Source organism: Neorhizobium sp. T7_12 (assembly GCF_002968535.1).
Classification (GTDB): Bacteria; Pseudomonadota; Alphaproteobacteria; order Rhizobiales; family Rhizobiaceae; genus Neorhizobium; species Neorhizobium tomejilense.
Genome location: NZ_PVBK01000016.1, coordinates 13,093 through 38,404 on the forward strand (window position 1 = coordinate 13,093; position 25,312 = coordinate 38,404).

At 61.1% G+C, this 25,312-nt stretch carries 18 protein-coding genes and 1 pseudogene; 16 read left to right on the forward strand and 3 right to left on the reverse strand.

Annotation, left to right across the window (positions count from 1 at the left end; genetic code table 11):
- The first annotated feature begins 18 nt into the window (after window positions 1–18).
- Window positions 19–906, forward strand: a complete 888-nt coding sequence (locus C5J26_RS25140; protein WP_105404258.1) for a LysR substrate-binding domain-containing protein — start codon at window positions 19–21, stop codon at window positions 904–906.
- Between the two features lie 223 nt (window positions 907–1,129).
- Here C5J26_RS25140 and C5J26_RS25145 read toward each other — a convergent pair whose 3' ends face one another.
- Window positions 1,130–2,038, reverse strand: coding sequence for an AraC family transcriptional regulator (locus C5J26_RS25145; protein WP_105404259.1), 909 nt, complete (start codon window positions 2,036–2,038; stop codon window positions 1,130–1,132).
- A gap of 202 nt (window positions 2,039–2,240) precedes the next feature.
- Here C5J26_RS25145 and C5J26_RS25150 point away from each other — a divergent pair, with 202 nt between their 5' ends.
- The 6 genes from C5J26_RS25150 to C5J26_RS25175 all read left to right on the forward strand — a co-directional run bounded on the left by C5J26_RS25150 (window position 2,241) and on the right by C5J26_RS25175 (window position 11,263).
- Complete coding sequence (locus C5J26_RS25150; RefSeq protein ID WP_105404260.1) at window positions 2,241–3,707, forward strand: alpha-glucosidase/alpha-galactosidase; 1,467 nt, start codon at window positions 2,241–2,243, stop codon at window positions 3,705–3,707.
- 122 nt (window positions 3,708–3,829) lie between these two features.
- The gene (locus C5J26_RS25155; protein WP_105404261.1) at window positions 3,830–5,917 is read left to right on the forward strand and encodes an ABC transporter substrate-binding protein; all 2,088 of its coding nucleotides are present in this window, start codon (window positions 3,830–3,832) and stop codon (window positions 5,915–5,917) included.
- 114 nt (window positions 5,918–6,031) lie between these two features.
- The gene (locus C5J26_RS25160; RefSeq protein WP_105404262.1) at window positions 6,032–7,039 is read left to right on the forward strand and encodes an ABC transporter permease; all 1,008 of its coding nucleotides are present in this window, start codon (window positions 6,032–6,034) and stop codon (window positions 7,037–7,039) included.
- Window position 7,040: 1 nt separating this feature from the next.
- Window positions 7,041–8,189, forward strand: a complete 1,149-nt coding sequence (locus C5J26_RS25165) for an ABC transporter permease (RefSeq protein WP_105404263.1) — start codon at window positions 7,041–7,043, stop codon at window positions 8,187–8,189.
- Window positions 8,190–8,199: 10 nt separating this feature from the next.
- Window positions 8,200–9,867 (forward strand): ABC transporter ATP-binding protein, encoded by a 1,668-nt coding sequence (locus C5J26_RS25170; RefSeq protein ID WP_105404264.1) that lies wholly within the window; start codon window positions 8,200–8,202, stop codon window positions 9,865–9,867.
- A gap of 25 nt (window positions 9,868–9,892) precedes the next feature.
- Window positions 9,893–11,263: an alpha-glucosidase/alpha-galactosidase gene (locus C5J26_RS25175; RefSeq protein WP_105404265.1), complete on the forward strand. Its 1,371-nt coding sequence runs from the start codon at window positions 9,893–9,895 to the stop codon at window positions 11,261–11,263.
- A 145-nt stretch (window positions 11,264–11,408) separates the two neighbouring features.
- Here the strand turns inward: C5J26_RS25175 and C5J26_RS25180 are convergent, their stop codons facing one another.
- On the reverse strand, window positions 11,409–13,547 hold the full coding sequence (locus C5J26_RS25180; RefSeq protein WP_105404266.1) for a TonB-dependent siderophore receptor: 2,139 nt from the start codon (window positions 13,545–13,547) through the stop codon (window positions 11,409–11,411).
- A 312-nt stretch (window positions 13,548–13,859) separates the two neighbouring features.
- Between C5J26_RS25180 and C5J26_RS25185 the strand changes: the two genes are divergently transcribed.
- The 9 genes and pseudogenes from C5J26_RS25185 to C5J26_RS25220 all read left to right on the forward strand — a co-directional run bounded on the left by C5J26_RS25185 (window position 13,860) and on the right by C5J26_RS25220 (window position 23,833).
- Complete coding sequence (locus C5J26_RS25185) at window positions 13,860–14,870, forward strand: ABC transporter substrate-binding protein (RefSeq protein WP_206051221.1); 1,011 nt, start codon at window positions 13,860–13,862, stop codon at window positions 14,868–14,870.
- Window positions 14,867–15,910, forward strand: a complete 1,044-nt coding sequence (locus C5J26_RS25190) for an iron ABC transporter permease (protein WP_172746058.1) — start codon at window positions 14,867–14,869, stop codon at window positions 15,908–15,910. Before C5J26_RS25185 ends, C5J26_RS25190 begins: the two co-directional genes overlap by 4 nt.
- Window positions 15,907–16,947 (forward strand): iron chelate uptake ABC transporter family permease subunit, encoded by a 1,041-nt coding sequence (locus C5J26_RS25195; RefSeq protein ID WP_105404268.1) that lies wholly within the window; start codon window positions 15,907–15,909, stop codon window positions 16,945–16,947. Before C5J26_RS25190 ends, C5J26_RS25195 begins: the two co-directional genes overlap by 4 nt.
- The gene (locus tag C5J26_RS25200) at window positions 16,944–17,780 is read left to right on the forward strand and encodes an ABC transporter ATP-binding protein (RefSeq protein ID WP_105404269.1); all 837 of its coding nucleotides are present in this window, start codon (window positions 16,944–16,946) and stop codon (window positions 17,778–17,780) included. The genes C5J26_RS25195 and C5J26_RS25200 overlap by 4 nt, the downstream gene beginning before the upstream one ends.
- Window positions 17,777–18,841: a DUF2218 domain-containing protein gene (locus C5J26_RS25205; RefSeq protein WP_105404270.1), complete on the forward strand. Its 1,065-nt coding sequence runs from the start codon at window positions 17,777–17,779 to the stop codon at window positions 18,839–18,841. The genes C5J26_RS25200 and C5J26_RS25205 overlap by 4 nt, the downstream gene beginning before the upstream one ends.
- Window positions 18,842–18,961: 120 nt before the next feature.
- On the forward strand, window positions 18,962–20,482 hold the full coding sequence (locus C5J26_RS25210; protein WP_105404271.1) for an ATPase domain-containing protein: 1,521 nt from the start codon (window positions 18,962–18,964) through the stop codon (window positions 20,480–20,482).
- Between the two features lie 616 nt (window positions 20,483–21,098).
- Window positions 21,099–21,653: pseudogene (locus tag C5J26_RS33710) on the forward strand (ATP-binding protein); the annotation flags it as partial.
- Window positions 21,654–21,803: 150 nt separating this feature from the next.
- Window positions 21,804–22,157: a response regulator gene (locus tag C5J26_RS33715; protein WP_371681949.1), complete on the forward strand. Its 354-nt coding sequence runs from the start codon at window positions 21,804–21,806 to the stop codon at window positions 22,155–22,157.
- Between the two features lie 116 nt (window positions 22,158–22,273).
- Complete coding sequence (locus tag C5J26_RS25220) at window positions 22,274–23,833, forward strand: bifunctional diguanylate cyclase/phosphodiesterase (RefSeq protein WP_105404273.1); 1,560 nt, start codon at window positions 22,274–22,276, stop codon at window positions 23,831–23,833.
- A gap of 97 nt (window positions 23,834–23,930) precedes the next feature.
- Here the strand turns inward: C5J26_RS25220 and C5J26_RS25225 are convergent, their stop codons facing one another.
- Window positions 23,931–25,307: an LLM class flavin-dependent oxidoreductase gene (locus C5J26_RS25225; protein ID WP_105404274.1), complete on the reverse strand. Its 1,377-nt coding sequence runs from the start codon at window positions 25,305–25,307 to the stop codon at window positions 23,931–23,933.
- Window positions 25,308–25,312 lie beyond the last annotated feature (5 nt).

Here is a 25,312-nt window from a genome sequence, read left to right on the forward strand (position 1 = left end):
TGGATCGAGGGCGGGAGCATGCAGTTTCGTAAACGACTCCCATCCTTGACCGCGCTGCTGATGCTTGAAGCAGTTTTGCGCAGAAAGAGCTTTACTGCGGCCGCGACCGAACTTGGCGTCACACAGGCGGCCGTAAGTAGGCAGATTGCTTTGCTTGAGGAAGAACTGGGGCAGCCAATGTTCGTGCGAAAACATCGCGCGATCGAACCTACGCCTGCCTGTCGCATTCTGGGGGCGTCGCTGGCGCAGAGCCTCGCCAATATTGCGGAGACGGTCGAGGCGATCAAAGCGTCCGGCCAGGATGTCGTCACGATCGGCGCGACGATCGCGTTTTCGTCTTTCTGGCTGCTTCCGCGTCTGGCCGACTTCCGTTCCCAAAACCCTGGTATCCAGGTGCGTGTTGTATCCCAGGATGAAAAAATCGATCTCGATAGTGGTGAGATAAACATCGCCATTCGTTATGGAATACCGCCGTTTAACGATGGGACGGTCATTGCTTCAAAAGACGATTTCATAACGCCCGTGTGTTCGCCCGATTATCTCAAACGCAGACAACCAGGTCCTCTATCATCGGCAGACGAGTATATCGAAACTCACAGTTCCGACCCGTTGTGGTTTTCGTGGGCTCAATGGCTTGACCAGATCGGAGCCTCCTTCGATCTCAAGCCATCCCTGAGATTCAGCCATTATACCGAAACGATATTCGCTGCGTGTAATGGCCAGGGAGTCGCACTCGGCTGGGGCGCCCTCGTTCAGGCTTTTCTTGATGCCGGAACGTTGGTCGCGCTGCATGATCTGACGTACAAGGCTGACGGGCGATATAATATCCTGCTGCCACTCAAGGCGCGACGAACGATTGCCAATGACAGAGCCGTTGCCTGGCTCACGGCAGCACTGCACGCATAACCAGCAGTATTGGCACCCGGACCAGTTCCCATGTCGTTCGAGACTCCCATAGGTAGGGTTTTACGCTCTCACCAGCAACGGATGAGATCGGCCCGGCTATCCTCGATCCAGGTCAGCAGCGGCGCCCAGTTGTCCTTGAACTGCGATTTCTCCGAGGGCTTTGAGGCGCCCGGACGGCCTGGTATCCGAAGCTCTCCTACGAGGCGGAAAAATAGGTCGTCGGTCACCGCCGCAGCGTGGTGTCAGCGCCCCTGCCGACGCTCGCATACATGCCGGTCGTGCGGAATTCGGTGGGGTTGGTGCCGTAGGCACGGCGAAAGACCTTGGAGAAGTAGTTGGCGTCCCGGAAGCCGGAGCGGATTGCCACCTCCTTCACCGGCATGCTGTCGGTCTTGGTCAAAAGCTTGATGGCGCGCTCCAGGCGTTTTTGCAGAACGAACTCGGCCGGAGGAACGCCTTCGCTGGCGGCGAAGATGCGCGAGAAATGCGCTCGACTGAGACCCGCGACCTTGGCCAGCTCCTCGACCGGCAGCGGATGTTCGAGATTGCTCACGATGTGGCCGATGACATGCTGCATCGTCCGGTATTCTTCGCTGAAGATGGGATGCGAACCGAAGACGTCGTCATAGAGCGCCATGGCCGCTTCGTAGGCGATGGCCGATGCGCGGCCCGGGGTCTCCGCGCCATCGATGAGACGCAGGCTGCAATCGGCCAGATGCTCGATGGTGCGCGGCTGCAGCTTGAGGATCGGGCCTGTCACCGCGAGAACGGCGCGGTGAATGCGAAGCGCTTCGTCGCCATTCATCGAGATCCAGAAGAACTCCCATCGGCCGCCATCCTCCAGCCAATAGCGATGGTTATGCGGGACGAGAACCAACAGGGTTTCGCCCTCCTTCACCCGCAGCTCCCGGTTGTCGTATCTGAGGTTGCCGGCGCCGCCGATCGTGTGCTGAAGCACGGTGAACGGCGTTTGGCCACGCTTGCGCCCATCCCAATCATAGGTTGCATCCGTGCGGATTTCATAGCCCGTGCTGGTCGGCATCGTGTGCAAAGTCTGTCGGCCCCGCGGCAACGAAACGGTCCGCATGACCGGCCCCCGCTCGATTAATTCCTGCAGCATAGAATTACCCATGAAAGCATAATCCTTCTCTGGCGGCCCCGCCGAATTTGCGCATAATCTGCCCCCGAGAGAGAGGACACCGCCAGCATCGAGGAGCGGCGGGGAGGGGAATAGGCCGGATTTCTGGCCTTTTTTGCCGCAGTGCGCAAGCCCGGCGGCTATTCTTCTTCCCATCCCCCGGCGCCGGTATTTTCATCGCATCGAGGTTGAAATCATGAGCTTCAAAATCGCTATCATTGGCGCAGGCAGCGTCGGCTTCACGAAAAAGCTGTTCACCGACATCCTGTGCGTTCCGGAATTCAGGGATATCGAATTCGCGCTCACGGACATCAACGAGCATAACCTCCAGATGATCAAGGCGATCCTCGACAAGATCGTCGAATCCAACCGGCTGCCGACCAGGGTGACGGCAACCACCAGCCGTCGCGAGGCGCTGACGAGTGCTCGCTACATCATCAGTTGCGTTCGCGTCGGCGGCCTGGAAGCGTATGCCGACGATATCCGCATCCCGCTGAAATACGGTATCGACCAGTGCGTCGGGGATACGATCTGCGCCGGCGGTATTCTCTACGGCCAGCGCAACATCCCGGTGATCCTCGATTTCTGCAAGGACATCCGCGAGGTCGCCGAACCCGGTGCGAAATTCCTGAACTACGCAAACCCGATGGCGATGAACACCTGGGCTGCGATCGAATACGGGAAGGTCGATACCGTCGGGCTCTGCCATGGCGTCCAGCACGGCGCAGAACAGATCGCCGATGTTCTCGGCGCCAAATCCCGCTCGGATCTCGACTATATCTGCTCGGGCATCAACCATCAGACCTGGTTCATCGATCTGCGCCTCAACGGCCGAAAGATCGGCAAGGACGAACTCGTCGCCGCCTTTGAGGCGCACCCGGTTTTCTCCCAGCAGGAAAAGCTGCGTATCGACGTCCTGAAGCGCTTCGGCGTGTATTCTACGGAGAGCAACGGCCACCTGTCCGAATACCTGCCCTGGTATCGCAAGCGGCCGGAAGAGATCACCAAGTGGATCGACATGTCCGACTGGATCCACGGCGAGACCGGCGGCTACCTCCGGCACTCGACGGAAACCCGCAACTGGTTCGAAACGGAATTCCCGCAGTTCCTCGCCTCGGCCGAAAAGCCGATCGATCCATCCAAGCGCTCGAACGAGCATGCGAGCCATATTCTCGAAGCGCTTGAAACCAACCGCGTCTATCGCGGCCACTTCAACGTCAAGAACAACGGCGTCATCACCAACCTGCCGGCCGACGCGATTATCGAGTCGCCGGGTTTCGTCGACCGCTTCGGTATCAATATGGTCTCCGGCATCACGATCCCGGAAGCCTGTGCCGCGACCTGCATCGCCTCGATCAACGTGCAGCGCATGTCGGTGCACGCAGCCATCAGCGGCGATCTCGACCTCCTGAAGCTGGCGGTCCTGCACGACCCCTTGGTCGGCGCCATCTCAACTCCGGAGGAAGTCTGGCAGATGGTCGATGAGATGGTTGTCGCCCAGGCCGGTTGGTTGCCGCAATATGCCGATGCCATTCCTGCGGCCAAAGAGCGGCTGGCAAAATCGACAGTGAAGACCCGCGACTGGGCCGGGGCGGCGCGCCGCAATGTCCGCTCGATCGACGAGTTGCGCGCCGAAAAGGCGGCGCTCAAGCAGGCTGTCTGAGATTTCGGGAGGACGGGTGGCGATCGGGCTCCGGGAGGGAGCCTGTCGCCGCAAGCCCGCATCCGGATCGTTTGAGGAGAACCGGGGCATTGCAAAGTGCTCCGCAACAGGAGGGAGAAACGATGACAAATTTCCGCAACCTTGGCCGTCTTGCCGGACTGGCGCTGAGCGTCTCGGTCTCGGCTTTGAGCGCCTATGCCTCAGAACCCACTGCTCCGCCCGTTCCGGCGCAGTTCCCGGCGGAAGGCAAGATCAAATACGTGTCCAGGGATTCCATTGAAGAGTTCAAGGCACTGCCCACCTATCATGAGCCCGACTGGGTCACGAAGAAGTTCGTCGCCAGCGGCAAGCTGCCGCCCGTCAAGGACCGCCTGCCCAAGGTGCCGCTTGTCTTCAAGACGGAGAACATGGTGGATGGCCCCGGCGTCTACGGCGATACCCTGCGGCATGTCATCGGCGGTCGGCCTGAAGGCTGGAACTATGGTGCCGGCCAGACCCAGGGATGGGGTGGCATCGATATCGGCCTGTCCGAGTGCCTCACGCGCACCGCGCCGCTCTTCCAGGTTGAAGCCAAGGATACCGAGCCGTTGCCGAACCTTGCCAGGAGCTGGGACTGGTCGGAGGACGGCCATAAGCTGACCATGCATCTGGTCGAAGGCGCGAAATGGTCCGACGGCGTCCCCTTCAATGCGGACGACATCATGTTTTACTGGGAAGACGAGGTCATCGACCCGAATGTCTCGCCGCTCGGCGGCGGCGCATCGCCTGAAGCGTTCGGACAAGGGACAACACTCAAGAGGCTCGATGACCATACCGTCGAATGGACCTTCAAGGAGGCTTTCCCCAAACAATATCTCTATACGATGGCCTATCCGGGCTTCTGCCCGGGCCCGTCGCATATCCTGAAGCCGCAGCATCCGAAATATTCGAAAAACACCTACGATCAGTTCAAGAATGCGTTCCCGCCGGAATTCGCGAACATGCCGGTGATGGGCGGCTGGGTGCCGGTCGAATACCGTCCCGACGACATCATCGTGATGCGCCGCAATCCATACTACTGGAAAGTCGACGAGAAGGGCAATCAACTCCCTTATCTCAACGAACTGCATTACAAGCTGTCGACCTGGGCCGACCGTGACGTGCAGGCCGTCGCCGGATCCGGCGACATTTCAAACCTCGAGCAGCCGGAAAATTTCGTGGCATCGCTGAAGCGCGCCGCTGAGAAGACCGCCCCGGCCCGTCTTGCCTTCGGCCCACGCCTGATTGGCTACAACATGCGCCTGAACCTCTCCGGCAACGGCTGGGGTGAGCCGGACGCACGCGGCCAGGCCGTTCGCGAGCTGAACCGCAACGAGGATTTCCGCAAGGCGATCACCATGGGCCTCGACCGCAAGGCGATCGGCGATTCGCTGGTCAAGGGTCCGTTCACGGCGATCTATCCGGGCGGCCTGTCCTCGGGCACCAGCTTCTACGACCGCAATTCCGTGGTCTATTATCCCTTCGACCTGAATGGCGCCAAGGCACTGCTGGCCAAAGCGGGCCTCAAGGATACCGACGGCGACGGTTTCGTGAATTTCCCCGCCGGAACCGCAGGCGGCAAGGACGTCGAGATCGTGCTTCTGGTCAACAACGGCTATGCGACGGACAAGAGCCTCGCGGAAGGCGTCATCGGCCAGATGGAAAAGCTCGGGGTCAAGGTCATCCTCAATGCGCTCGATGGCCCGAAGCGCGACGACGCCCACTATAGCGGCCGTTTCGACTGGCTGATCCAGCGTAACATGCCGGAACTCGCCTCCGTGGTTCAAAACACCGAGCAGCTTGCGCCTGTCGGTCCCCGCACGAGCTGGCACCACCGCGCCGGCAAGGACGGCAAACTCGACCTGATGCCGTACGAAGAAAAGCTGGTGGCTATCGTCACCAAATTCCAGACCAGCCAGGACAACAACCAGCGCGTCGACCTGATGAAGCAGTACCAGAAGGTCGCAACCGAGAATGTCGATACGGTCGGACTGACGGAATATCCGGGTGCGCTGATCATCAACAAGCGCTTCTCGAACGTGCCGGAAGGAACTCCGATCTTCATGTTCAACTGGGCCGAGGATTCCGTCATCCGCGAGCGCCTGTGGGTCGCTGCCGACAAGCAGGGCAAATATGAGTTGTTCCCCGAGCAGCTGCCCGGCAAGCCGGGCGAAAAGGGCCCGATCAACTAAGAGCTCCCCCTCCCAACCAAGAACTCCGGCCGCGCGTGAAGCGCGGCCGGGCAAGATCAACAAGCCGGCCGCACCGACAGGCGCGACAGGCGGCAAGGAGAAGCGAACCGTCCGATGTTACGATTCCTGCTCGTGCGCATTGCGTCCGCGATTCCCGTCCTGCTCATCCTGAGCATCGTGACCTTCGCGATCATCCAGGCGCCCCCGGGTGACTATGCCGATTACATCCGCTCGCAGCTGATCAACCAGAGCGGCGCGTCCTTCGCACAAGCCGACGAACAGGCTCGGGCCTACCGCATTGCCCACGGCCTCGATCAACCGATGGTCATCCAGTATTTCACCTGGATCAAGGGCATCGTTACACAGGGCGATTTCGGTTACAGCATGTTCTACAACAAACCGGTGGCAGACGTCGTCGGCGAACGCCTGCCGCGCACGCTGCTCCTGGCGCTGGTCTGCCACATCCTTGCCTCGTTGCTCGGCATCGGATTCGGCATCTGGGCGGCAACCCGACAATATTCCTGGATCGACAGCCTGCTCTCCGGCATCTCGTTTCTCGGCATGACGGTGCCGCGCTTCCTGATGGCGCTGATCATCGTCTACCTGCTCGTCTTCCAGCTCAACGTTTCTGAAATCGGCAGCTTCTTCTCGCCGCAATATGGAGGGGCACCGTGGTCGTGGGCGAAATTCGTGGACCTCGTCAAACACGTCTGGCCGGTTGTCGCCATCGCCACCTTCGGCGGGCTCGCCTACAACATGCGCGTCATGCGCGGCAATCTGCTCGATACGCTGAACGCCCAGTATGTCGAGACGGCAAGGGCCAAAGGGCTTTCGGGCGGCGCGGTCGTCATGCGTCATGCCGTGCCCAATGCCCTGCACCCACTCGTCATGTATCAGGGCGTCGTGCTTCCCTACATGCTGACCGGCGAGATCGAGACGGCGATCATCTTTTCGCTACCGACCGTCGGGCCGGCGATCGTCGGCTCGATGGCCGTCGGCGACGTCTATGTGACGGCGACCTTCATGATGGTGCTTTCGGCCACGCTTATTGTCGGCAACATCATCGCCGACATGCTGCTGGCCATGCTGGACCCGCGCGTCCGTGCCTATGGAGGAGCCTGATATGCTCGCTTTCGACTCCTCTCCGCCACGGCCCCACGAGCAGATGTCCCTCGAACAGACGGCCAAGACCGCGCCGCGAGGCAATGAAAGCTACACGGCGCTGGTCTGGCGCCGGCTGCGGCGCTCCTGGACCGGAATGATCGGCCTCATCCTCGTCGGGTTGCTGCTCGTCATGGCGATCTTTGCGGAGTTCTTCGCGCCGATGGACCCGAAGGCAACGGACGTGGGCTTTGCTCCACCGCAGATAATGAGCTTCCACGACAAGGACGGCAATATCGTCTTCCAGCCGCGCGTCTTTGGACAGACCGAATCCGGGGAGCTCGACCCCGTGACCTTTCAGCCGGTCGTCGGCCCCGACTACGACAACCCCAACCTTCTCGGCTTCTTCGTGGCGGGCGCCGAGTACAGGCTGTTCGGATTGATCACGACGAACCGCCACTTCTTCGGTTCCACCACCGGGCAGCCGGTGCATTTCCTCGGCACCGACAAGTTCGGCCGTGACGTGCTGTCGCGTGCCATCATCGGCTCGCGGATTTCGCTAACGATCGCGCTCACCGTCGTCTTCATCGTCACGGTGATCGGCACCACGGTCGGCATGGTATCGGGCTATTTCGGCGGTTCGTTCGATACCTGGGTGCAGCGCTTCGTCGAAGTCGTCCTCGCCTTTCCGCAGCTGCCGCTCTATCTGGCCCTGACCTCGCTGATCCCGGTGACGGCGCCGACCAATGTTTTCCTCGGCTTCGTCATCGTCGTGATGTCGGCGCTCGGCTGGGCGCAGATGTCGCGCGAGGTGCGCGGCAAGACGCTGGCGCTCGCCCGCATCGATTATGTTCGGGCGGCCATGGCCGTCGGCGCGAGCGACCGGCGGATCATCTTCCAGCACATCTTTCCGAACGTCATGAGCCACGTGATCGTCGCTGTCACGCTGCATATCCCGAGCGTCGTGCTGCTCGAATCCTTCCTCGGCTTTCTTGGTTTCGCCGTGAAGCCGCCGCTGATCTCCTGGGGACTGATGCTGCAGGACACGGCAAACTACTCCGTGATCGGCACCTATCCCTGGATCCTGGCGCCGGTCGGTTTCGTGCTCATCACGGTTTTTGCGTTCAATGCGCTCGGCGACGGGCTGCGCGACGCAGTCGATCCTTATTGAGGTGGTCCAGATGGCTCTCGCACTTGCCAACAGCTTCGCCCCGCCCATCCGCCTCGACCATGCCGGCCGCACGGAAGAGCCGATCATCGATGCCCGCAACGTCGCCGTGAGCTTCAAGGTCGAGCACGGCACGGTGGAGGCCGTGAAGGATATTTCCTTCCAGCTCTACCGCGGCGAGACGATCGCCATCGTCGGCGAATCCGGATCGGGCAAGTCGGTAACCGCACGCACCGTCATGGGGCTGCTGTCGAAGCGCGCCGTGGTGTCGCCGCAATCGACGGTCGCCTATGAGGGCGCCAATATCCTGAAATTCTCCGAACGCGAGCGCCGCAAGCTGCGCGGCGATCGTATCTCGATGATCTTCCAGGAGCCGATGAGCTCGCTGAACCCGATCTACACGATCGGCAGCCAGATCATCGAAGCCATTCGCGTGCATCGCCGAATGAGCCGGAAACAGGCTGAGGTCCGTGCGCTTGAACTGCTGAGGCACGTGCAGATTCCTGACCCGGAAGCCCGCCTGCGGCAATATCCGCATCAGCTCTCCGGGGGCCAGCGCCAGCGCGTGATGATCGCCATGGCGCTGTCGAACAATCCGGACGTGCTGATCGCCGACGAGCCGACGACGGCGCTCGACGTTACCGTGCAGGCGCAGATCCTCAACCTCATCCGCAACCTCCAGAAGGAATTGCGGATGGCGGTGATCCTGATCACCCACGACCTGACCGTCGTGCGGCAGTTCTCGGATTATGTCTATGTCATGCAGCACGGCGAGATGTGCGAGCACAACGTCACCGAAAAGCTCTTCACCAGTCCGCAGCATGCCTATACCAGGCACCTGCTCGCCTCCGAGCCCCGCGGCCAGGTCAATCCGCTGCCGGAGGGCTGCGACGTCATTCTCGACGCCAAAGGCGTGCGCGTCTCCTTCATGCTGCGCCATGGCACCTTCTTCAAGCCGGAGCTGAAGGAGCTTGTTGCGGTCGACAGCCTCGATCTGACGCTTCGCCGCCACGAAACGCTTGGAATCGTCGGCGAGTCCGGTTCGGGCAAGACAACGTTCGGCCAGGCGCTTCTGCGGCTGAACGACACCGACAGCGGCGAGATCTATTTCGACCGGCAGCCGATCCACGGCCGTTCGCGCGTCGAAATGCGGCCGTTGCGCTCGCGCATGCAGGTGGTCTTCCAGGATCCGTTCTCGTCGCTCAATCCGCGCATGACGATCGGCCAAATCATCGAGGAAGGGCTTGTCGTCAACAGGCTCGGTGCGACGAAGGCCGAACGGCTCGACCGCGTGCGCGAGGCGCTCATCGCAGCTGGCATGCCGGGCAACATCCTGTCGCGCTTCCCGCACGAGTTTTCGGGCGGCCAGCGGCAGCGTATCGCCATTGCCCGCGCCATCGCGCTCGAGCCTGAATTCATCCTGCTCGACGAACCGACATCGGCTCTCGACCTTTCCGTCCAGGCGCAGATCATCGAACTCTTGCGCAAGCTGCAGGACGAGCGGGGTCTCAGCTACCTTTTCATCTCGCACGATCTGAAGGTCGTGCGTGCCCTCTGCCACCGGGTCATTGTCATGCAGCACGGCAAGATCGTGGAAGAAGGCCCCGTCGACGACGTTCTATCCCACCCCAAGACCGCCTACACCGAACGGCTCGTCAAGGCCGCTTTCGAGGTGGCATAATGATTGCCGAATGCCGGAGGTTATAATGGCACGAAATCCCAGGATCGCATTTATCGGAGCAGGCTCGACCGTTTTCATGAAGAACATCATCGGAGACGTCCTGCAGCGCCCGGCGCTGTCGGGTGCCACCTTCGCCTTGATGGACATCAATCCGCAGCGTCTCGAAGAAAGCGCGATCGTCGTCAACAAGCTGATTTCAACACTCGGCGCCAAGGCGAAGGCCGAGACCTATTCCGACCAGCGCAAGGCGCTGGCCGGTGCGGACTTCGTCGTCGTTGCCTTCCAGATCGGGGGGTACGAACCCTGCACGGTGACCGATTTCGAGATTCCAAAGAAGTTCGGCCTGCGCCAGACGATCGCCGATACGCTCGGCATCGGCGGCATCATGCGCGGCCTGCGCACCGTGCCGCATCTGTGGAAGATCTGCGAGGACATGCTCGCCGTTTGCCCCGAGGCGATCATGCTGCAATACGTCAACCCGATGGCGATCAACATCTGGGCGATTTCGCAGAAATATCCCACGATCAAGCAGGTCGGCCTCTGCCACTCGGTGCAGGGCACGGCAATGGAATTGGCGCATGACCTCGACATTCCCTACGAGGAAATCCGTTACCGCTCGGCCGGCATCAACCACATGGCCTTCTATCTGGAGTTCGAGCATCGCCAGGCGGATGGGTCCTACAAGAACCTCTATCCGGATCTGGTCCGTGCCTACCGCGAAGGTCGCGCGCCCAAGCCCGGCTGGAACCCGCGCTGCCCGAACAAGGTGCGCTACGAGATGCTGACCCGCCTCGGCTATTTCGTCACCGAGAGTTCAGAGCATTTCGCCGAGTATACGCCTTACTTCATCAAGGAAGGCCGCGAGGACCTGATCGAGAAATTCGGCATTCCTCTCGACGAATATCCGAAGCGCTGCATCGAGCAGATCGCCCGCTGGAAGGGGCAGGCGGAAGCCTATCGTTCAGCCGACAAGATCGAGGTCGCGCAGTCGAAGGAGTATGCCTCGTCGATCATCAATTCGGTCTGGACCGGCGAACCCTCCGTCATCTACGGCAACGTGCGCAACAATGGCTGCATCACTTCGCTGCCTGACAATTGCGCAGCCGAGGTTCCCTGCCTGGTCGACGCGTCGGGTATCCAGCCGACCTTCATCGGCGACCTGCCGCCGCAGCTCACGGCACTGATCCGCACCAACATCAACGTCCAGGAGTTGACGGTTCAGGCATTGATGACCGAGAACCGCGAGCACATCTACCACGCTGCGATGATGGACCCGCATACGGCGGCGGAACTCGATCTCGACCAGATCTGGGCGATGACAGACGAACTGCTTGCCGCTCACGGCGACTGGCTGCCGGCCTGGGCCCGCACGGGCCGCAAGGATCAGGCCGCCTGACCAACTCTCCTGGTCTTGCGCCTCAAGAAGTCTCGCGGCCGTGCCGCGGGGCTTCTTGCCCTTCATCCAAAGCGGTCTTGGCTGCAGATCGCCGGTGTACCGAAATGTTGTCCCGACCGGCGAAATTGCGGATGGGACGGGAGGATCACCAGGTCTGGCGCAGCGTTGCATAGATTGCGCGGCCGGGATTGTACCAGTCGGCGCCGAAACCACCATTGGCCACGTGCTTTTCGTCGAACAGATTGCTGACGTTGAGCTGGAACGTCGTGTTTTCCTGGATCTTGTAGGTGAATGCCGCATCGAAAACGACGTTCGGGTCCGACTTCACCGTGTTGGCGTTGTTGACGAAATACGAACTCATGTAGCGCGCGCCGAGCCCAAACGTCATGTCGCCGCGTGGCCCATTCCCCTCCAGCGTGTAGTTGACCCAGGCTGAAGCCGTGTGTTCCGGCACCATGGCAAGACGGTTGCCTTCATTGGCACCGGCGTTTTTGACGATCTCGGTATCAATATAGGAATAGGCGGCGGTCAGGCTGAGGTTGTCCGTCACCTCGGCCTTGGCTTCGAAGTCCACCCCGCGGGACTTGACCTTGCCAACCGGCGTTGCCACCGGCGGGGCGCCGATGTTGAGTGTGATGTTTTCCTTGGTCAAATCGTAGACCGCGATGCTGAACAACGCCGGAATCTCGGATGGCCGATATTTCACGCCGACCTCCCACTGTTCGCCACGCTCAGGCTCCAGGCCAATCGTGGCCGGGACCGCCGACTCGGCGTAGCTTATATAGGTGGCGATTTCGTCGGTTATCTTATAGCTGAGCGCTGCCCGTTTCGTAAATTCGCTGACATCGGCCCGGGTGATGGGATTGGCTGGAGCAACAGCAAGGTTGTTCGTCTGTTCGAGATCGAGCCAGTCGTTTCGCAGCCCCACTGTCGCGGTCAGTTTTTCCCAGAAGGTTAGTTCTTGTTGAAAATAGATCGCCTTGGTCTTCTGGTCGTTGACCAGGCTCTGATAGAGTGGGACCGAGGAAGGCCGCCCAGTATAGACCGGATTTGTATAGTCGATGTCCGGTGCGTCGCCGTAGTAATTGTTGGTTGTGCCGTGATAATCGTTATATTCGACGCCAAACAGGCTGCGACTGTCCACATTCTCAAAGCTGGCGTCATATTGCAGGTGGGCGTCGATAACGAAGTTTTCGGACGTCGAGTCGTTTGCGAAGAAGTCCCGGTCCACGATTGTCGTGCCGGCCGCCGGTGCTGCCGCTACATAAGCATAGCCGAAATTACTCCTGGTGTTGCTGTATCGCGCGCTTGAGTTGAACGTCAGGCCGGAGCCGAAGTCGTGGTCGAACATGACGCTGAGCGTATTGCGGTTCACATCGCGATAATTGTAGTCCGGTTCGCCCAGGAATAGGCTTCGGTCGAAATTCGAGCCCACAGGGTGCCCGCCGCTGCCGGGTATTCCCTGGCGGTCCAGATGATCATAAACGACGGACAGGCTGGTGTCGCCACTCGGGCGCCAGGTCAGTCCGCCCATAATGAAGTTTTCGTCGTCCTGAGAGTAGTCGTATTCTTCCTCGGCTCGTTTGAATTTGCCGGTCAGGCGATAGGACAACGTGTCGTCCTCGGTAATGTTGTCACCGAAGTCGAGGCCCGTTTCGGCGTGGTCGAAGGAGCCACCCGTGACGTAGGCTTCGCCGAAACGCTCGCTCTTCGGCCGTTTGGTGACGAAATTCACCGAACCGCCGGGGTCGGAGACGCCAAAGCCAGTTGAGTTGGCGCCTTTGAGCACTTCCACGCGCTCAAAGGCGTAGGCTTCTTCCCGAAGTCCCCCGAACGGCCGGCCGATGAGTAATCCATCGCGGTACATGTAGGCGTCGAAGCCGCGGATCTTGAAATAGTCGAAGCGGTCGTCGGAGCCGTAGAAGTCGGCGGTGACACCTGCCGTGTATTGCAAGACCTCCTCAACGCTGCTTGCACCACGCTCCTGGATTTCCTTGGATGTGATGACGGAGACGGAGGCGGGCGTGTCCAGAATATCGGTCACCATCTTGCCGCCCCCGGTCGTCTTCGTCGCGACGATCGACTTCGAATCGTTGTCGGTGTCGAGGCCGGTGCCGCTGCCCTGGATGACGATCGGTGCGAGTGTCGTATCGGCGTTTAAATTTTCCTGGCCAAGCACGACGGTCGGCGTGAAGGCGACAAGCGCCGTGCAAGCCAGAAGGGCCGCATTCCGGTAGCGGATAAGGGCCGGTCTCGAGCGAGCGCTTGTTCTTTCGTTGTCCATATTCACGTTCCAGAAGTTGATTCGGCGAGAGATCGCCGAGACTGATGCCAGGTCTGGGGAACCATCCCGAACGACATCCTCGCAACCCGCCCGCGAGGGATTTCCCCCGGTCATGCGGCCGCGATGGCTTGGTCTGATATGCCCCGGGACGGCTATTAACTTGAGCATGTTTGTCCAGTATTGTAAATTCTCCGTGCTTTGTAGGATCCCACGGAAATCTCAGTGCTCTTGTCGGTGCAGGCCTGGAGGGTGGTTGACGGGGCTCCCTTAACCTGAAAGTGGAAGTCCACTTAAAGTCTGCGGAGTTTGACGATGCTGCGGTTATTGCTTTCGGCCGTGAAAATGGCGGCGATATGCATTTGGATTGTTGCGTTCGGCAGCGCCGGGGCAGACGCCCGGGCGGCCGAAGGAGAGACCTATCCCGTCGCCATCAAGCATGCGTTCGGAACGACGATCATTCCCCAAAAGCCTGTGCGGGTAGCTACCGTCGCCTGGGCAAACCATGAAGTGCCCTTGGCGCTCGGTGTCGTGCCCGTCGGCTTCGCCAGGGCCAATTTCGGCGACGACGACGGCGATGGGATATTGCCCTGGGTCGCCGAGAGGCTGGCAGCGCTCCATGCCACCAAACCCGTGCTTTTCGATGAAGGGGACGGCATCGATTTTGAGGCGGTCGCTGCCACCAGGCCCGATGTGATCCTGGCGTCCTATTCCGGCTTGAGCCAATCGGATTACGACACGCTGAGCCAGATCGCCCCCGTCGTCGCCTATCCCGAAGCGCCCTGGTCGACCGACTGGCGTGACATGATCCGCTTGAACAGTGCCGGGATGGGCATGGCCCCGCAAGGCGACGCGTTGATCGCCAGGATCGAAGCCGACATCGCCAAGGTGGTTGGCGGGCATCCTGAGCTTCAGGGTAAATCGGCGATGTTCATTACCCATCTCGATGCGACCGACCTGAGCACTGTCAACTTCTACACGACGAACGATACCCGGGTGAGGTTCTTCGAGGATCTTGGTCTGAAGTCTCCCAGAAGCGTTGTCGAGGCCTCGAAGTCCGGAAAATTCGCAGGCTCTGTCAGCGCCGAGCGTATCGATGTCTTCGACGACGTCGATATCGTCGTCACCTATGGGAACCAGAAACTGCTCGATGCGCTGGCGGCCAACCCCCTGATGTCCAGAATGCCGGCCGTGGACAAGGGCGCCCTCGTCATGCTGGGCCGCAACCCGATCGGCACGGCGGCAAATCCGACACCGCTTTCGATCCCATGGGTCTTGAAGGACTATGTGGAACTGCTCGCGGAAGCGGCCAGAAAGTCCAGATGACGGCCGGCAGCATACGATCGTTTTCCCGGCCGCTCGGTTCTCGACGCTCGAACCGGACCCGCGGCCTCTGGCTGGCCGGATTGGTCGTGGCCCTTTCCGCCCTCTGTGCGCTCTCGGTCACGGTCGGCACCCGCGAAGTGGCCTGGAGCGATGTCATGGCGGCGCTTGCGGGGCAGATCGACAGCATCGGTCAGGCAGCGGTGAGCGTGCGTATCCCGAGGACGGTACTTGCCGTACTTGCCGGAGCCGCGCTCGGGCTTGCCGGGGCGATCATGCAGGGCGTGACCCGCAATCCTCTCGCCGACCCGGGCATTCTCGGCGTCAATATGGGTGCGTCGCTGGCCGTCGTGACCGGCGTCGCCTTGTTCGATATGTCCTCCGCGCACGCCTATATCTGGGCCGCGATCCTTGGAGCGGGGTGTTCGGCAGTTTTCGTCTACACGATAGGATCGCTCGGGCGTGGCGGGGCAACGCCCTTGAAGCTGGCGCTGGCCGGAGCCGCGACGTCGGTTGCCTTCTCCTCCATGGTGATCGCCGTGGTGCTGCCGCGCGCCGATATCGCGGGCGGCATCCGCTCCTGGCAGATCGGCGGCGTGAGCGGAGCGACCTTTGAGCGCATTGGCCCGGTGCTGCCGTTTCTTGCCATCGGTTTCGCGGTCAGCCTTCTGTCGGCGCGAAAGCTGAATTCGCTGGCTTTGGGCGACGATGTCGCGGCAGGACTGGGGGAGCGCGTCGCGGTGGCCCGCGCCGTCGCCTCATTCGGCGCCATCTTGCTGTGCGGGGCGACAACGGCAGTTTGCGGCCCGATCGGCTTTCTTGGATTGGTCGTGCCGCATGCCTGCCGTCTGCTGGTCGGGATCGATCACCGGTGGTTGCTGCCGTTTTCCGCGCTTGGCGGCGCTTGCCTGCTGCTGGCGGCGGATGTCGTCGGCCGTATCGTCACCAGGCCAGCCGAGATCGAGGTCGGAATCATCACGGCCCTCGTCGGGGCGCCGTTCTTCATCTGGATCGTCAGGCGGCAGCGGGTTCGAGAACTGTGACAGTGTTTTCCCCAACCATTGATCTCATCGCCCAAAATCGCCGCCGCCGGGCGCGCCGGCACGGTCTCGTGACCGTCATTCTGCTGGCTATCGTGGTCACCCTCTTTGCGGTGACCTTGTCGCTCGGCCAGTCCTTCACGCCGCCCGGTGACGTCATGCGCGTCCTGCTCGGGGAGGATGTCGCAGGTGCTGCCTTTACGGTCGGCAAGCTGCGGCTGCCGCGCTCGGTCCTTTCGGTCCTCGCCGGACTGGCCTTTGGGCTCGGCGGCGTCACGTTCCAGCTCATGTTGCGGAATCCCCTTGCCAGCCCGGACATCATCGGGATCACGTCGGGCGCAAGTGCTGCGGCCGTGTTCGCCATCGTCGTCCTCTCCTTGAGCGGGCCGATCGTTTCGGTCCTCGCGGTTGGCGCAGGCCTCGGCGTGGCGCTCATGGTCTACGCCCTGTCATTCCGAAGCGGAGTGGCGGGAACGCGGCTCCTCCTCGTCGGCATCGGTATCTCGGCCATGCTGGAAAGCGTGGTCGCCTATATCCTCTCCAGCGCTCCGGCCTGGAACCTGCAGGAGGCCATGCGCTGGCTGACCGGCAGCGTCAACGGCGCGCAGCTCGGCCAGGCGCTTCCGCTTCTTCTGGCGCTGGCGACGTTCGGCGGGCTGCTGCTCGGCCGGGCACGTGACCTGGAGGCGCTTCGCGTGGGTGACGACATGGCTGCGGCCCTGGGGGTCAAGGTGGCAAGAACCCGCATGCTGGTGATCGTTGCGGCCGTCGGCATGATTGCGTCCGCAACGGCGGTGACGGGGCCGATTGCCTTTGTGGCTTTCCTGTCAGGACCGATCGCCTCTAGGATCGTCGGACGCAACGGATCGTTGCTGATACCGGCGGCGTTGATCGGAGCGGTACTTGTGCTGGGCGGCGATTATGTCGGTCAATTCCTTCTACCGGGCCGTTATCCGGTGGGCGTGGTGACCGGAGCACTGGGCGCGCCCTATCTGATCTACCAGATCGTGCGGGCCAACCGGATGGGAGGCTCGCTATGACCGTTCGCTCCACTCACTCTCTTACCGCCAGCGGGCTTTCGGCCGGATATAACCATGCCGAAATCCTGCATGGGCTCGATCTTGCCGTGCCGCCCGGCAGGATTACCGCAGTCGTCGGCGCCAATGCCTGCGGCAAGTCCACGCTGTTGCGCGCCATGTCCCGGCTCATCTCGCCCAGCCACGGGCATGTTCTGCTGGACGGCAAATCGATCCACCGCATCCCGTCCCGGGAACTGGCTCGAACATTGGGTCTACTCCCTCAGTCGCCGATCGCGCCGGAGGGAATTACTGTCGCAGACCTCGTCAGCCGCGGGCGGCATCCGCATCAAAGCCTGTTTTCGCGCTGGACGCGCAAGGACGACGAAGCCGTCGAGAGCGCGCTCGCGGCGACCAAGACCGTCGAGCTTGCCGAACGGCCGGTGGACGAGCTTTCGGGCGGGCAGCGCCAGCGTGCCTGGATCGCCATGGCTCTGGCGCAACAGACGGATGTTCTGCTGCTGGACGAACCGACGACGTTTCTCGACATCAATCACCAGGTCGAAGTTCTCGATCTGCTGACCGATCTCAACCACGCGCGGGGAACCACCGTCGTCATGGTCCTCCACGACCTCAATCTCGCGGCGCGCTACGCGGACTACCTCGTCGCGATAGCCGAGGGACGCGTGCATGTCGCAGGCAGTCCCGAGGACGTGCTGACGGAAGAGAACGTGCGGCAGGTCTTCGGGCTTGAGAGCCGCGTCATTACCGACCCGACATCGGGCCGGCCGATCATGCTGCCGATCGGCCGTCATCGGATGGCGGAGGAGCAAGATCTAAAGGAGAATCGGTCATGAATGCAGTTCAGTCGCTCAAATTGTCCGGCGTCGCACTGCCAAAGGATGCCGAACGCATGCTCGACGAAATCTGCGAGCACTTCATCGAGCATGCCGACGTGCAGCGAAGCAAGGACCACGCCCTGCTGAAGAGCAAGAACAGCACGACAAGCATTCGGCTGGCGGACAGCAAGCTCCTGATCGAACTGGCATGCGAGTCGCAAGCGGCGTTGCAGCTGAATCAGACGATGATTGCAGAGCACCTGTTCTATTTTGCAGGGGAGGATCCGTTTGAATTGACGTGGTCGGAGCATTCGTCCCTCGCGGTGCTGCCGAATATCCACGAGGTGACGGTCGTTTCGGCGGAGGATGTGACCCCTCATATGCGGCGAGTGAAGTTTGCCTGCGCCGATGTCGCGCCGTTCGTCGGCAGCGACATGCACGTTCGCCTTCTGGTTCCCCCGAAGGGCAGGCCGCCGGTATGGCCGGGGGTCCGCCAAGACGGCCGTGTCGCCTGGCCCGAGGGAGAAGACGAGATTCTGGTTCGCATCTACACGATCCGCGCCGTCGATATCGAACGTCGCGAATTGTCGATCGACTTCCTGCAACATCCATCGTCCCCTGTCGCGACACCGGGAGCCGACTTCGCCCGCGACGTGCAGCCCGGAGAAAAAGTAGCGCTGCTCGGGCCCGGCGGCGGCAGTCTGCCGGCAGCACAGTCCATTCTTCTGGTCGGCGACGAAAGCGCTCTTCCCGCCATCGCCCGGATCGCGGCCGAAGTGGCGCCGGGCACCCGGATGCAGGCGATCATCGAAGTGCTGGATGAGGCGGAGGAACAGCCGCTTCCGTCGGCGGGTTGGTTGGACGTCCGCTGGCTGCATCGGCGGGACTATCCGGCCGGAGCGAAAGGCATTCTTGCCGAGGAAGCCAAGAAAGCGGTCACCGCCATCGAGGACGGTACCTTCGTCTGGGTCGCCTGCGAAAAAGAGGACGTGCGTTCCATTCGCGCCTTCCTGAAAAGCCGCAGGCACGACAAAAAGATGATGTATGTGGCCTGGTACTGGGAACAACATTCCGCCTGATGCTTTGTGGGGCGGGCGAGCCTTTCGAAAGCCGTCAGGCATACCGCCGGTGGCCTCTTGAGGCTTGTCGGCCGCAATCTATATGATCTTGTTCAAGGGTTTCCACTGCAAAGGTTGAACATGGCAGAACGGTTTGAAGAGGCGGAGTTTATCGACCCTCCGCGTATCTCGAGCGGCGTGCCCGGTCTCGATACCATCCTCGACGGGGGCCTCGATGAAAACCGGCTTTATCTCTACGAGGGCCGGCCTGGGACGGGCAAGACCACGATCGCCCTGCAATTTCTGCTCGCAGGTGTCCGTCAGGGTGAGCCGGTGCTTTACATCACCCTTTCCGAGACGGAACGCGAGCTGCAGCTTGTGGCCTCCCGTCACGGTTGGTCGCTCAAAGGTATCGAGGTATTCGAACTCGTCCCTCCGGAAACCACGCTCGATCCCGACCGTGAACTGACGGTCTTCCATCCGGCGGAAATGGAGCTCAACGAGACGACGAAGCTCATTCTCGATCGCGTCTCCGAACTCAACCCGAAGCGCGTCGTCATCGACAGTCTTTCCGAATTGCGCCTGCTCGCTCACAGTCCGCTGCGTTACCGGCGCCAGGTCCTGGCGCTGAAGCACTTCTTCGCCAGCCGGCAGTGTACCGTCATTCTTCTTGATGATCTGTCGTCTCAACAGAATGACCTGCAACTCCATTCGATTTCCCATGGGGTTGTGCTGCTGGAGCAGCTTGCCATCGACTTCGGCGCCGAACGGCGCCGCATGCGGGTCGTCAAGATGCGTGGCATCAAGTTCCGCGGCGGCTACCATGATTTTACGATCGAGAAGGGCGGTCTCCACATTTTTCCCCGCCTCATCGCTGCGGAGCATCATCAGGCCTTCGACGACGAGTTCACCTCCAGTGGGAACAAGGAAATCGACGACATGCTGGGCGGCGGGCTGGAGCGGGGTACCAATGTCCTGTTCCTGGGTGCCGCCGGGGTGGGAAAGTCGTCGCTTGCCCTGACCTATGCCTTGGCGGCGGCGAGCCGCGGCGAACATGCCGTCATTTATGCCTTCGACGAGGGGCGTGGAACGCTGCAGGCTCGGGCCAGGAATTTGGGTTTCGATCTTCAAACCCATCTGGACAGCGGGCTGATCCGGTTGCAGCAGATCGATCCTGCAGAACTTTCCCCGGGGGAATTCACCGCCAACGTCCAGAAAAGCGTGGAGATCGACGGTGCGCGCGTCGTCGTCATCGACAGTTTGAATGGTTACATGAATGCGATGCCGGACGAACGTTTTCTGGTCCTGCAGATGCACGAACTGCTGACCTACCTTGGCCAGCGTGGTGTGCTGACCATCCTTGTCCTTGCCCAGCATGGGCTCGTGGGCCCGCTCGAGGCTCCGCTCGACTTGAGTTATCTCAGCGATTCCGTCGTCATGCTGCGGTATTTCGAAGTGCAGGGCACCGTGCGCCGAGCGATATCCGTCGTGAAAAAGCGGAGCGGCAGGCACGAGCACAGCGTGCGCGAGTTCAACCTGTCCGACAACGGCATAAAGCTTGGGCCGCCAACCCTGGAGTTCACCGGCGTGCTGGCCGGCTCGCCGTATTTTTCAGCCGCTCCTGTAACGAGTTCAGCAGACGGAAATAATGGCGCAAGGTGAAGACCGATTGGAACCGGTTATTGTCTTTGCACCGGTCGGCAGAGATGCGGCCGCCTCAGCCGGCTTGCTCAGCCGGAGCGGCATCGCGGCTCAGACCTGCGGCGATCTTCAAAGCCTTGTGGCAGCGCTGCGGGCCGGTACTGCAGCTGCGTTCATTGCTGAAGAAGCCCTGTTTGGAAAAGACGCGAGCCTCCTGTTCAAATGGGTTGCGGATCAGCCGCCGTGGTCGGATCTTCCCTTCATCCTGCTGACCAGCCGTCAGGAGCAGACCGGCATCGAGGCATGGCGGCAGGGACTGATCAACTCTTTGCGCAACGTGGCGCTCCTGGAACGGCCGGTCCAGGCCCAGACCCTTGTCAGCACCATACAATCGGCGCTTCGCGCCAGGGCCCGGCAGTTGGAGTTGCGTGGGCTCCTGGCGGAGCGCGAGCAGGCCGCCCAGGAACTGGAGAAGCAGGTCATTTTGCGGACCCAGGAGCTCAAGGCCGCCAATGAGGCCCTGCGCGACCAGATGACCGTGCGTGCGCATGTTGAGGAGAAGCTTAGGCAGGCTCAGAAGATCGAAGCGATCGGACAATTGACCGGGGGCGTAGCTCACGATTTCAACAATCTGCTGATGGTCATTTCCGGAGGGCTGGAAATGCTCGACCGCCAGACGGACCCCGCCCGGCGCAAACGGCTGATGGACGGAATGCGTCAAGCCGCCGAACGCGGATCGGGCCTGACACGGCAGCTTCTGGCTTTTTCCCGGCGTCAGGAACTGCAGCCGCAGACGATCGATCTGGCTCGCCAGATCGGCGGGATGCGCGAACTGCTTGACCGTAGCCTGAGGGGCGATGTCCATGTCACTCTCGAGTTCTCGGCCGATCTGTGGCCGGTCGAGGTTGACGCAAGCGAGCTGGAACTTGTTGTTCTCAACCTTGCTGTCAACGCCCGCGACGCGATGCCGAGAGGCGGCACGATCGAAATCAGTGCGGAAAACGTTCCGCTCCTGGATCAAGGCGGCTCCACGAAAGACTTCGTCCGCCTTTCCGTCAGCGACAACGGCTCCGGAATGACCCGCGAGGTGCAGGCGCGTGTGTTCGAGCCGTTCTTTACCACGAAGGATATCGGCAAGGGGTCCGGCCTTGGCCTTGCGCAGGTTCATGGTTTCGCCCAGCAATCCGGCGGCAGGATAGAGATCGAAAGCGAAGTCGGACGTGGGACGAAAATAACCCTCATGTTGCCCCGTTCCTCGAAGGAGCCAGGCCCGGACCAGCACCACCTTGTCGATCTGCACGTCGCGCGCCGCCGTCCGGCGTCGGCAGGCAGCGTTCTGCTGGTGGAAGACGACGACGAAGTCGCGGCTCTTGTCAGCGAGATGCTGGAAGATCTCGGTTTTCAGGTCGTGCGGGCTGCAACAGCCGCCGCCGCTCTGGGCGCTCTGGCGAACGGCCGGCGGATCGACTTGGTCTTCTCGGACATTATGATGCCCGGAGGAATGAACGGCGTGGAGCTGGCAAAGGAAATTCGATCGCGCCGCATGGACCTGCCGATCCTGTTGACAAGCGGATACTCCGAAGCCGCCAAGCAGGCGGCAGAGTCGCAAGGCATCAAGATCCTTCGCAAGCCCTACCAACTGGCCGAACTGTCAGAGGCGCTCAGAGGTGCAATTGCTCGGCACGACCTCAATTGATGCCGCCGGACCCGTATTTTTTCGGTCGTCGTTTCGGCTGTAAAGCGCTCTCACACAACTCTGAATAACAAATCCTTTAATTATTTTATCCTAGGATCGCCGGGTTGGAGGGGTAAATGAAGGATTTTCTGGAAAGCAAGGCTGGCAGACAGCTGGCGGAGGTGGCAGCAGTCGCGATGCTGTTGCTCGTCGGTTGTATAGCCTATGACGATCTGCTGCTGAGGCTGGTTCAGTCGATCAGTGCGGGAAAAGCCCACCTCATCATCATCGTACTGATTGTTGCCGGTCTCGCGAGCTTTGCCTATTCGGTGCTGCGCATTCTCGACATGCGCAATGAAATGATGAGCCGCCGAAAGGCCTTCGATGCGGCTGACCATATCGCCACGCATGATCATCTGACGAAACTTCCCAACCGTTATGCCTTCGACAGGTTCGTCCTGTCGCACCCGGATGAAAAGCTTCAGGATACGGGTGAGGATATCGGGCCGCAGACCGCAACGGTGTTTTCGATAGATCTCGACGGCTTCAAGAAGGTCAATGACCTTCTTGGCCATCAGGGAGGCGATATCCTGTTGAAGGGGGTGTCGCGGCGCATCTGCGCATTGGCCGAATACGAATGCGTCTTCCGTTTCGGCGGCGACGAGTTCGTCGCCGTGGCTCGCAATCTCTCACCGGAAAAAGAGGAGCTCTTCGCGCAACTGCTCATCCATTCGGTTTCCCGGCCGGTCCGGATCGGGACCCTGTTGACGGAGGTCGGCGCGAGCGTCGGTTATGCGCGCCTGCCTGACCACGGTAGCTCGCTCGAGGAAGTCTGCCACCGGTCGGACGTCGCGCTGTACGAGGCGAAGAGCCGGGGTCACAATCAATATTCCCTGTTCCAGCCTGAAATGCAGGAGAAGGTCTCCGAGCGGGCCAAGCTCGAGGGCGACCTTCGCCGTGCCATCGACGAGGGCAAGATCGACCCGTTCTACCAGCCGCTGATCAATCTCAGAACGGGTGAAATCTGCGGTTTTGAAGCGCTTGCCCGCTGGAACAAGGACGGCGTATTCGTCTCACCGCAACAGTTCATTGCCGTGGCCGAAGAGACCGGCCTCATTACCACGCTCTTCGAGCAGCTTCTGTCGAAAGCCTGCCGCGATGCGCAGCTTTGGCCGGGAACATTGTCGCTCTCCTTCAACGTCTCTCCTGTGCAGATGGAAGACAGGCTGCTCGCAAGCCGTGTTCTCCATATCCTGCAGCAAACCGGCCTACAGTCGTCCCGGCTGGAAATCGAGATCACCGAAAACGCCCTGATCGACGACCCAGACCTTGCCGCCGCAACGATCGAGCAATTCCACGCCGCCGGCATCCAGGTGGCGCTCGACGACTTCGGAACCGGTTATTCAAGTCTGGCGCAGTTGGCGCGCTTCAAGTTCGACAAGATCAAGATCGACAAGAGTTTTGTGTCGAGCTTCACCCATAACGACAAGAACGCCAAAATCATCGATGCCGTGCTTGGCTTAAGCCGCAGTCTCAACCTCAAGACCACCGTCGAAGGGATCGAGGAGAACGCCCAGCTCGCCTATTTCCTTGGCCAGGGTTGCGATATCGGCCAGGGCTATATCTTCGGCAAGGCAATGCCGCAATCGGAAGTGATCGGCTTCGTCAACGACCGCAAGCGGGCATTGAGCGCCTGAGTGAAGCCTGTACAGAAGAGACCAACGAAAGGCCTGGCCGAGACGCATTGGCGGTGTCGCCATCTTCAGGGCCAGGGGATTTAAAGTGGTGCGGGAGCTATACGGCTGCCCGTGCCTCCGGCTCAAGCTGTGACCGAAGCACGAAGCCGTTCTGCGGCCGCTTGAGGCCGAGGTTCTCCCGCAGTGTCGTTCCTTCATATTCGTGCCGGAAAAGGCCACGCCTGCGCAGGATCGGCACGACCTGATCGACGAAGTCCGTAAGTCCTGCGGGCAGGATCGGCGGCATGATGTTGAAGGCGTCGGCAGCGCCATTCTCGAACCATTGCTGCATCGCGTCGGCAATCTGTTCCGGCGTGCCGATCACCGTGCGATGGCCGCGGGCGGTCGCAACGGCCAGATAGAACTGGCGCAGCGTCAGATTGTTTCGCGATACCAGATCGGTGACCAGCTTAAGGCGGCTCTTGTTGAGTTCCGTATCCTGCGGCAGAGGCGGAGCGGGATCGTCCAGCGAATAACCGGAAAGATCGACGCCCTTGTAGTGGCGGGCAAGGATGTTCCACGCGATGGAGGGATGAACGAGCGACTGGATATAGTCGTAGTTCTCCCGTGCTTGCCTTTCGGTGCCCCCGAGAACGGGGAATATGCCGGGACTGATCAACAGGTCGTCCTGGCTGCGTCCATAGCGGGCAAGCCGTCCCTTGACGTCGGAATAAAATTCCTGGGCATCCTCGAGCGTCTGGTTGGCGGTGAAGATCATCTCGGCGGTTCGGGCGGCCAGTTCTCGGCCGGGTTCCGATGCGCCGGCCTGGACGATGACGGGATAGCCCTGCACGGGACGGCCGACATTGAGCGGACCGGTAACCGAGAAGAACTGGCCCTTGTGATCGACCAGATGCACCTTGTCCGGGTCGAGATAGACGCCGCTTTCCTTGTCGCGGATGAAGGCATCGTCCTCGTAGCTATCCCACAGCCCTTTCACCAGGTCGACGAATTCTTCGGCGCGCGCGTAGCGGTCGGCATGGGCGGGATGGCCCGGGATGGAGAAGTTCTTGGAAACGTCCGCGCCGGTCGTCACTACATTCCAGGCCGCCCGACCCTTGGAGATATAGTCGAGCGAGGCGAATTTGCGCGCCAGAAGATAGGGGTCTTCATAGGTGGTGGATGCGGTGGCGACGAAGCCGATATGGCTGGTGGCCTGCGACAGGGCGGCCCACAGGGTCACGGGTTCGAAGTGGGCGCCCTGCGAGGAACGGCGAAGCGCCTCCGGATCTTTGGCGCGCTCCCAGCCGGCCGGGCTGTCGGCCACGAAGACCAGATCGAACTTGCCCCGTTCCGCCGTCTGCGCCAGCTCGCGGTAGTGATCGATATTCAGGCCAGCGTCGGCCTGCGAAGCCGGATGGCGCCAGGCTGCCACATGATGGCCGGTCGCCATGATGAAGGCCCCAAGCCGCATTTGTCTCTTCTGTTTACTCATTGACG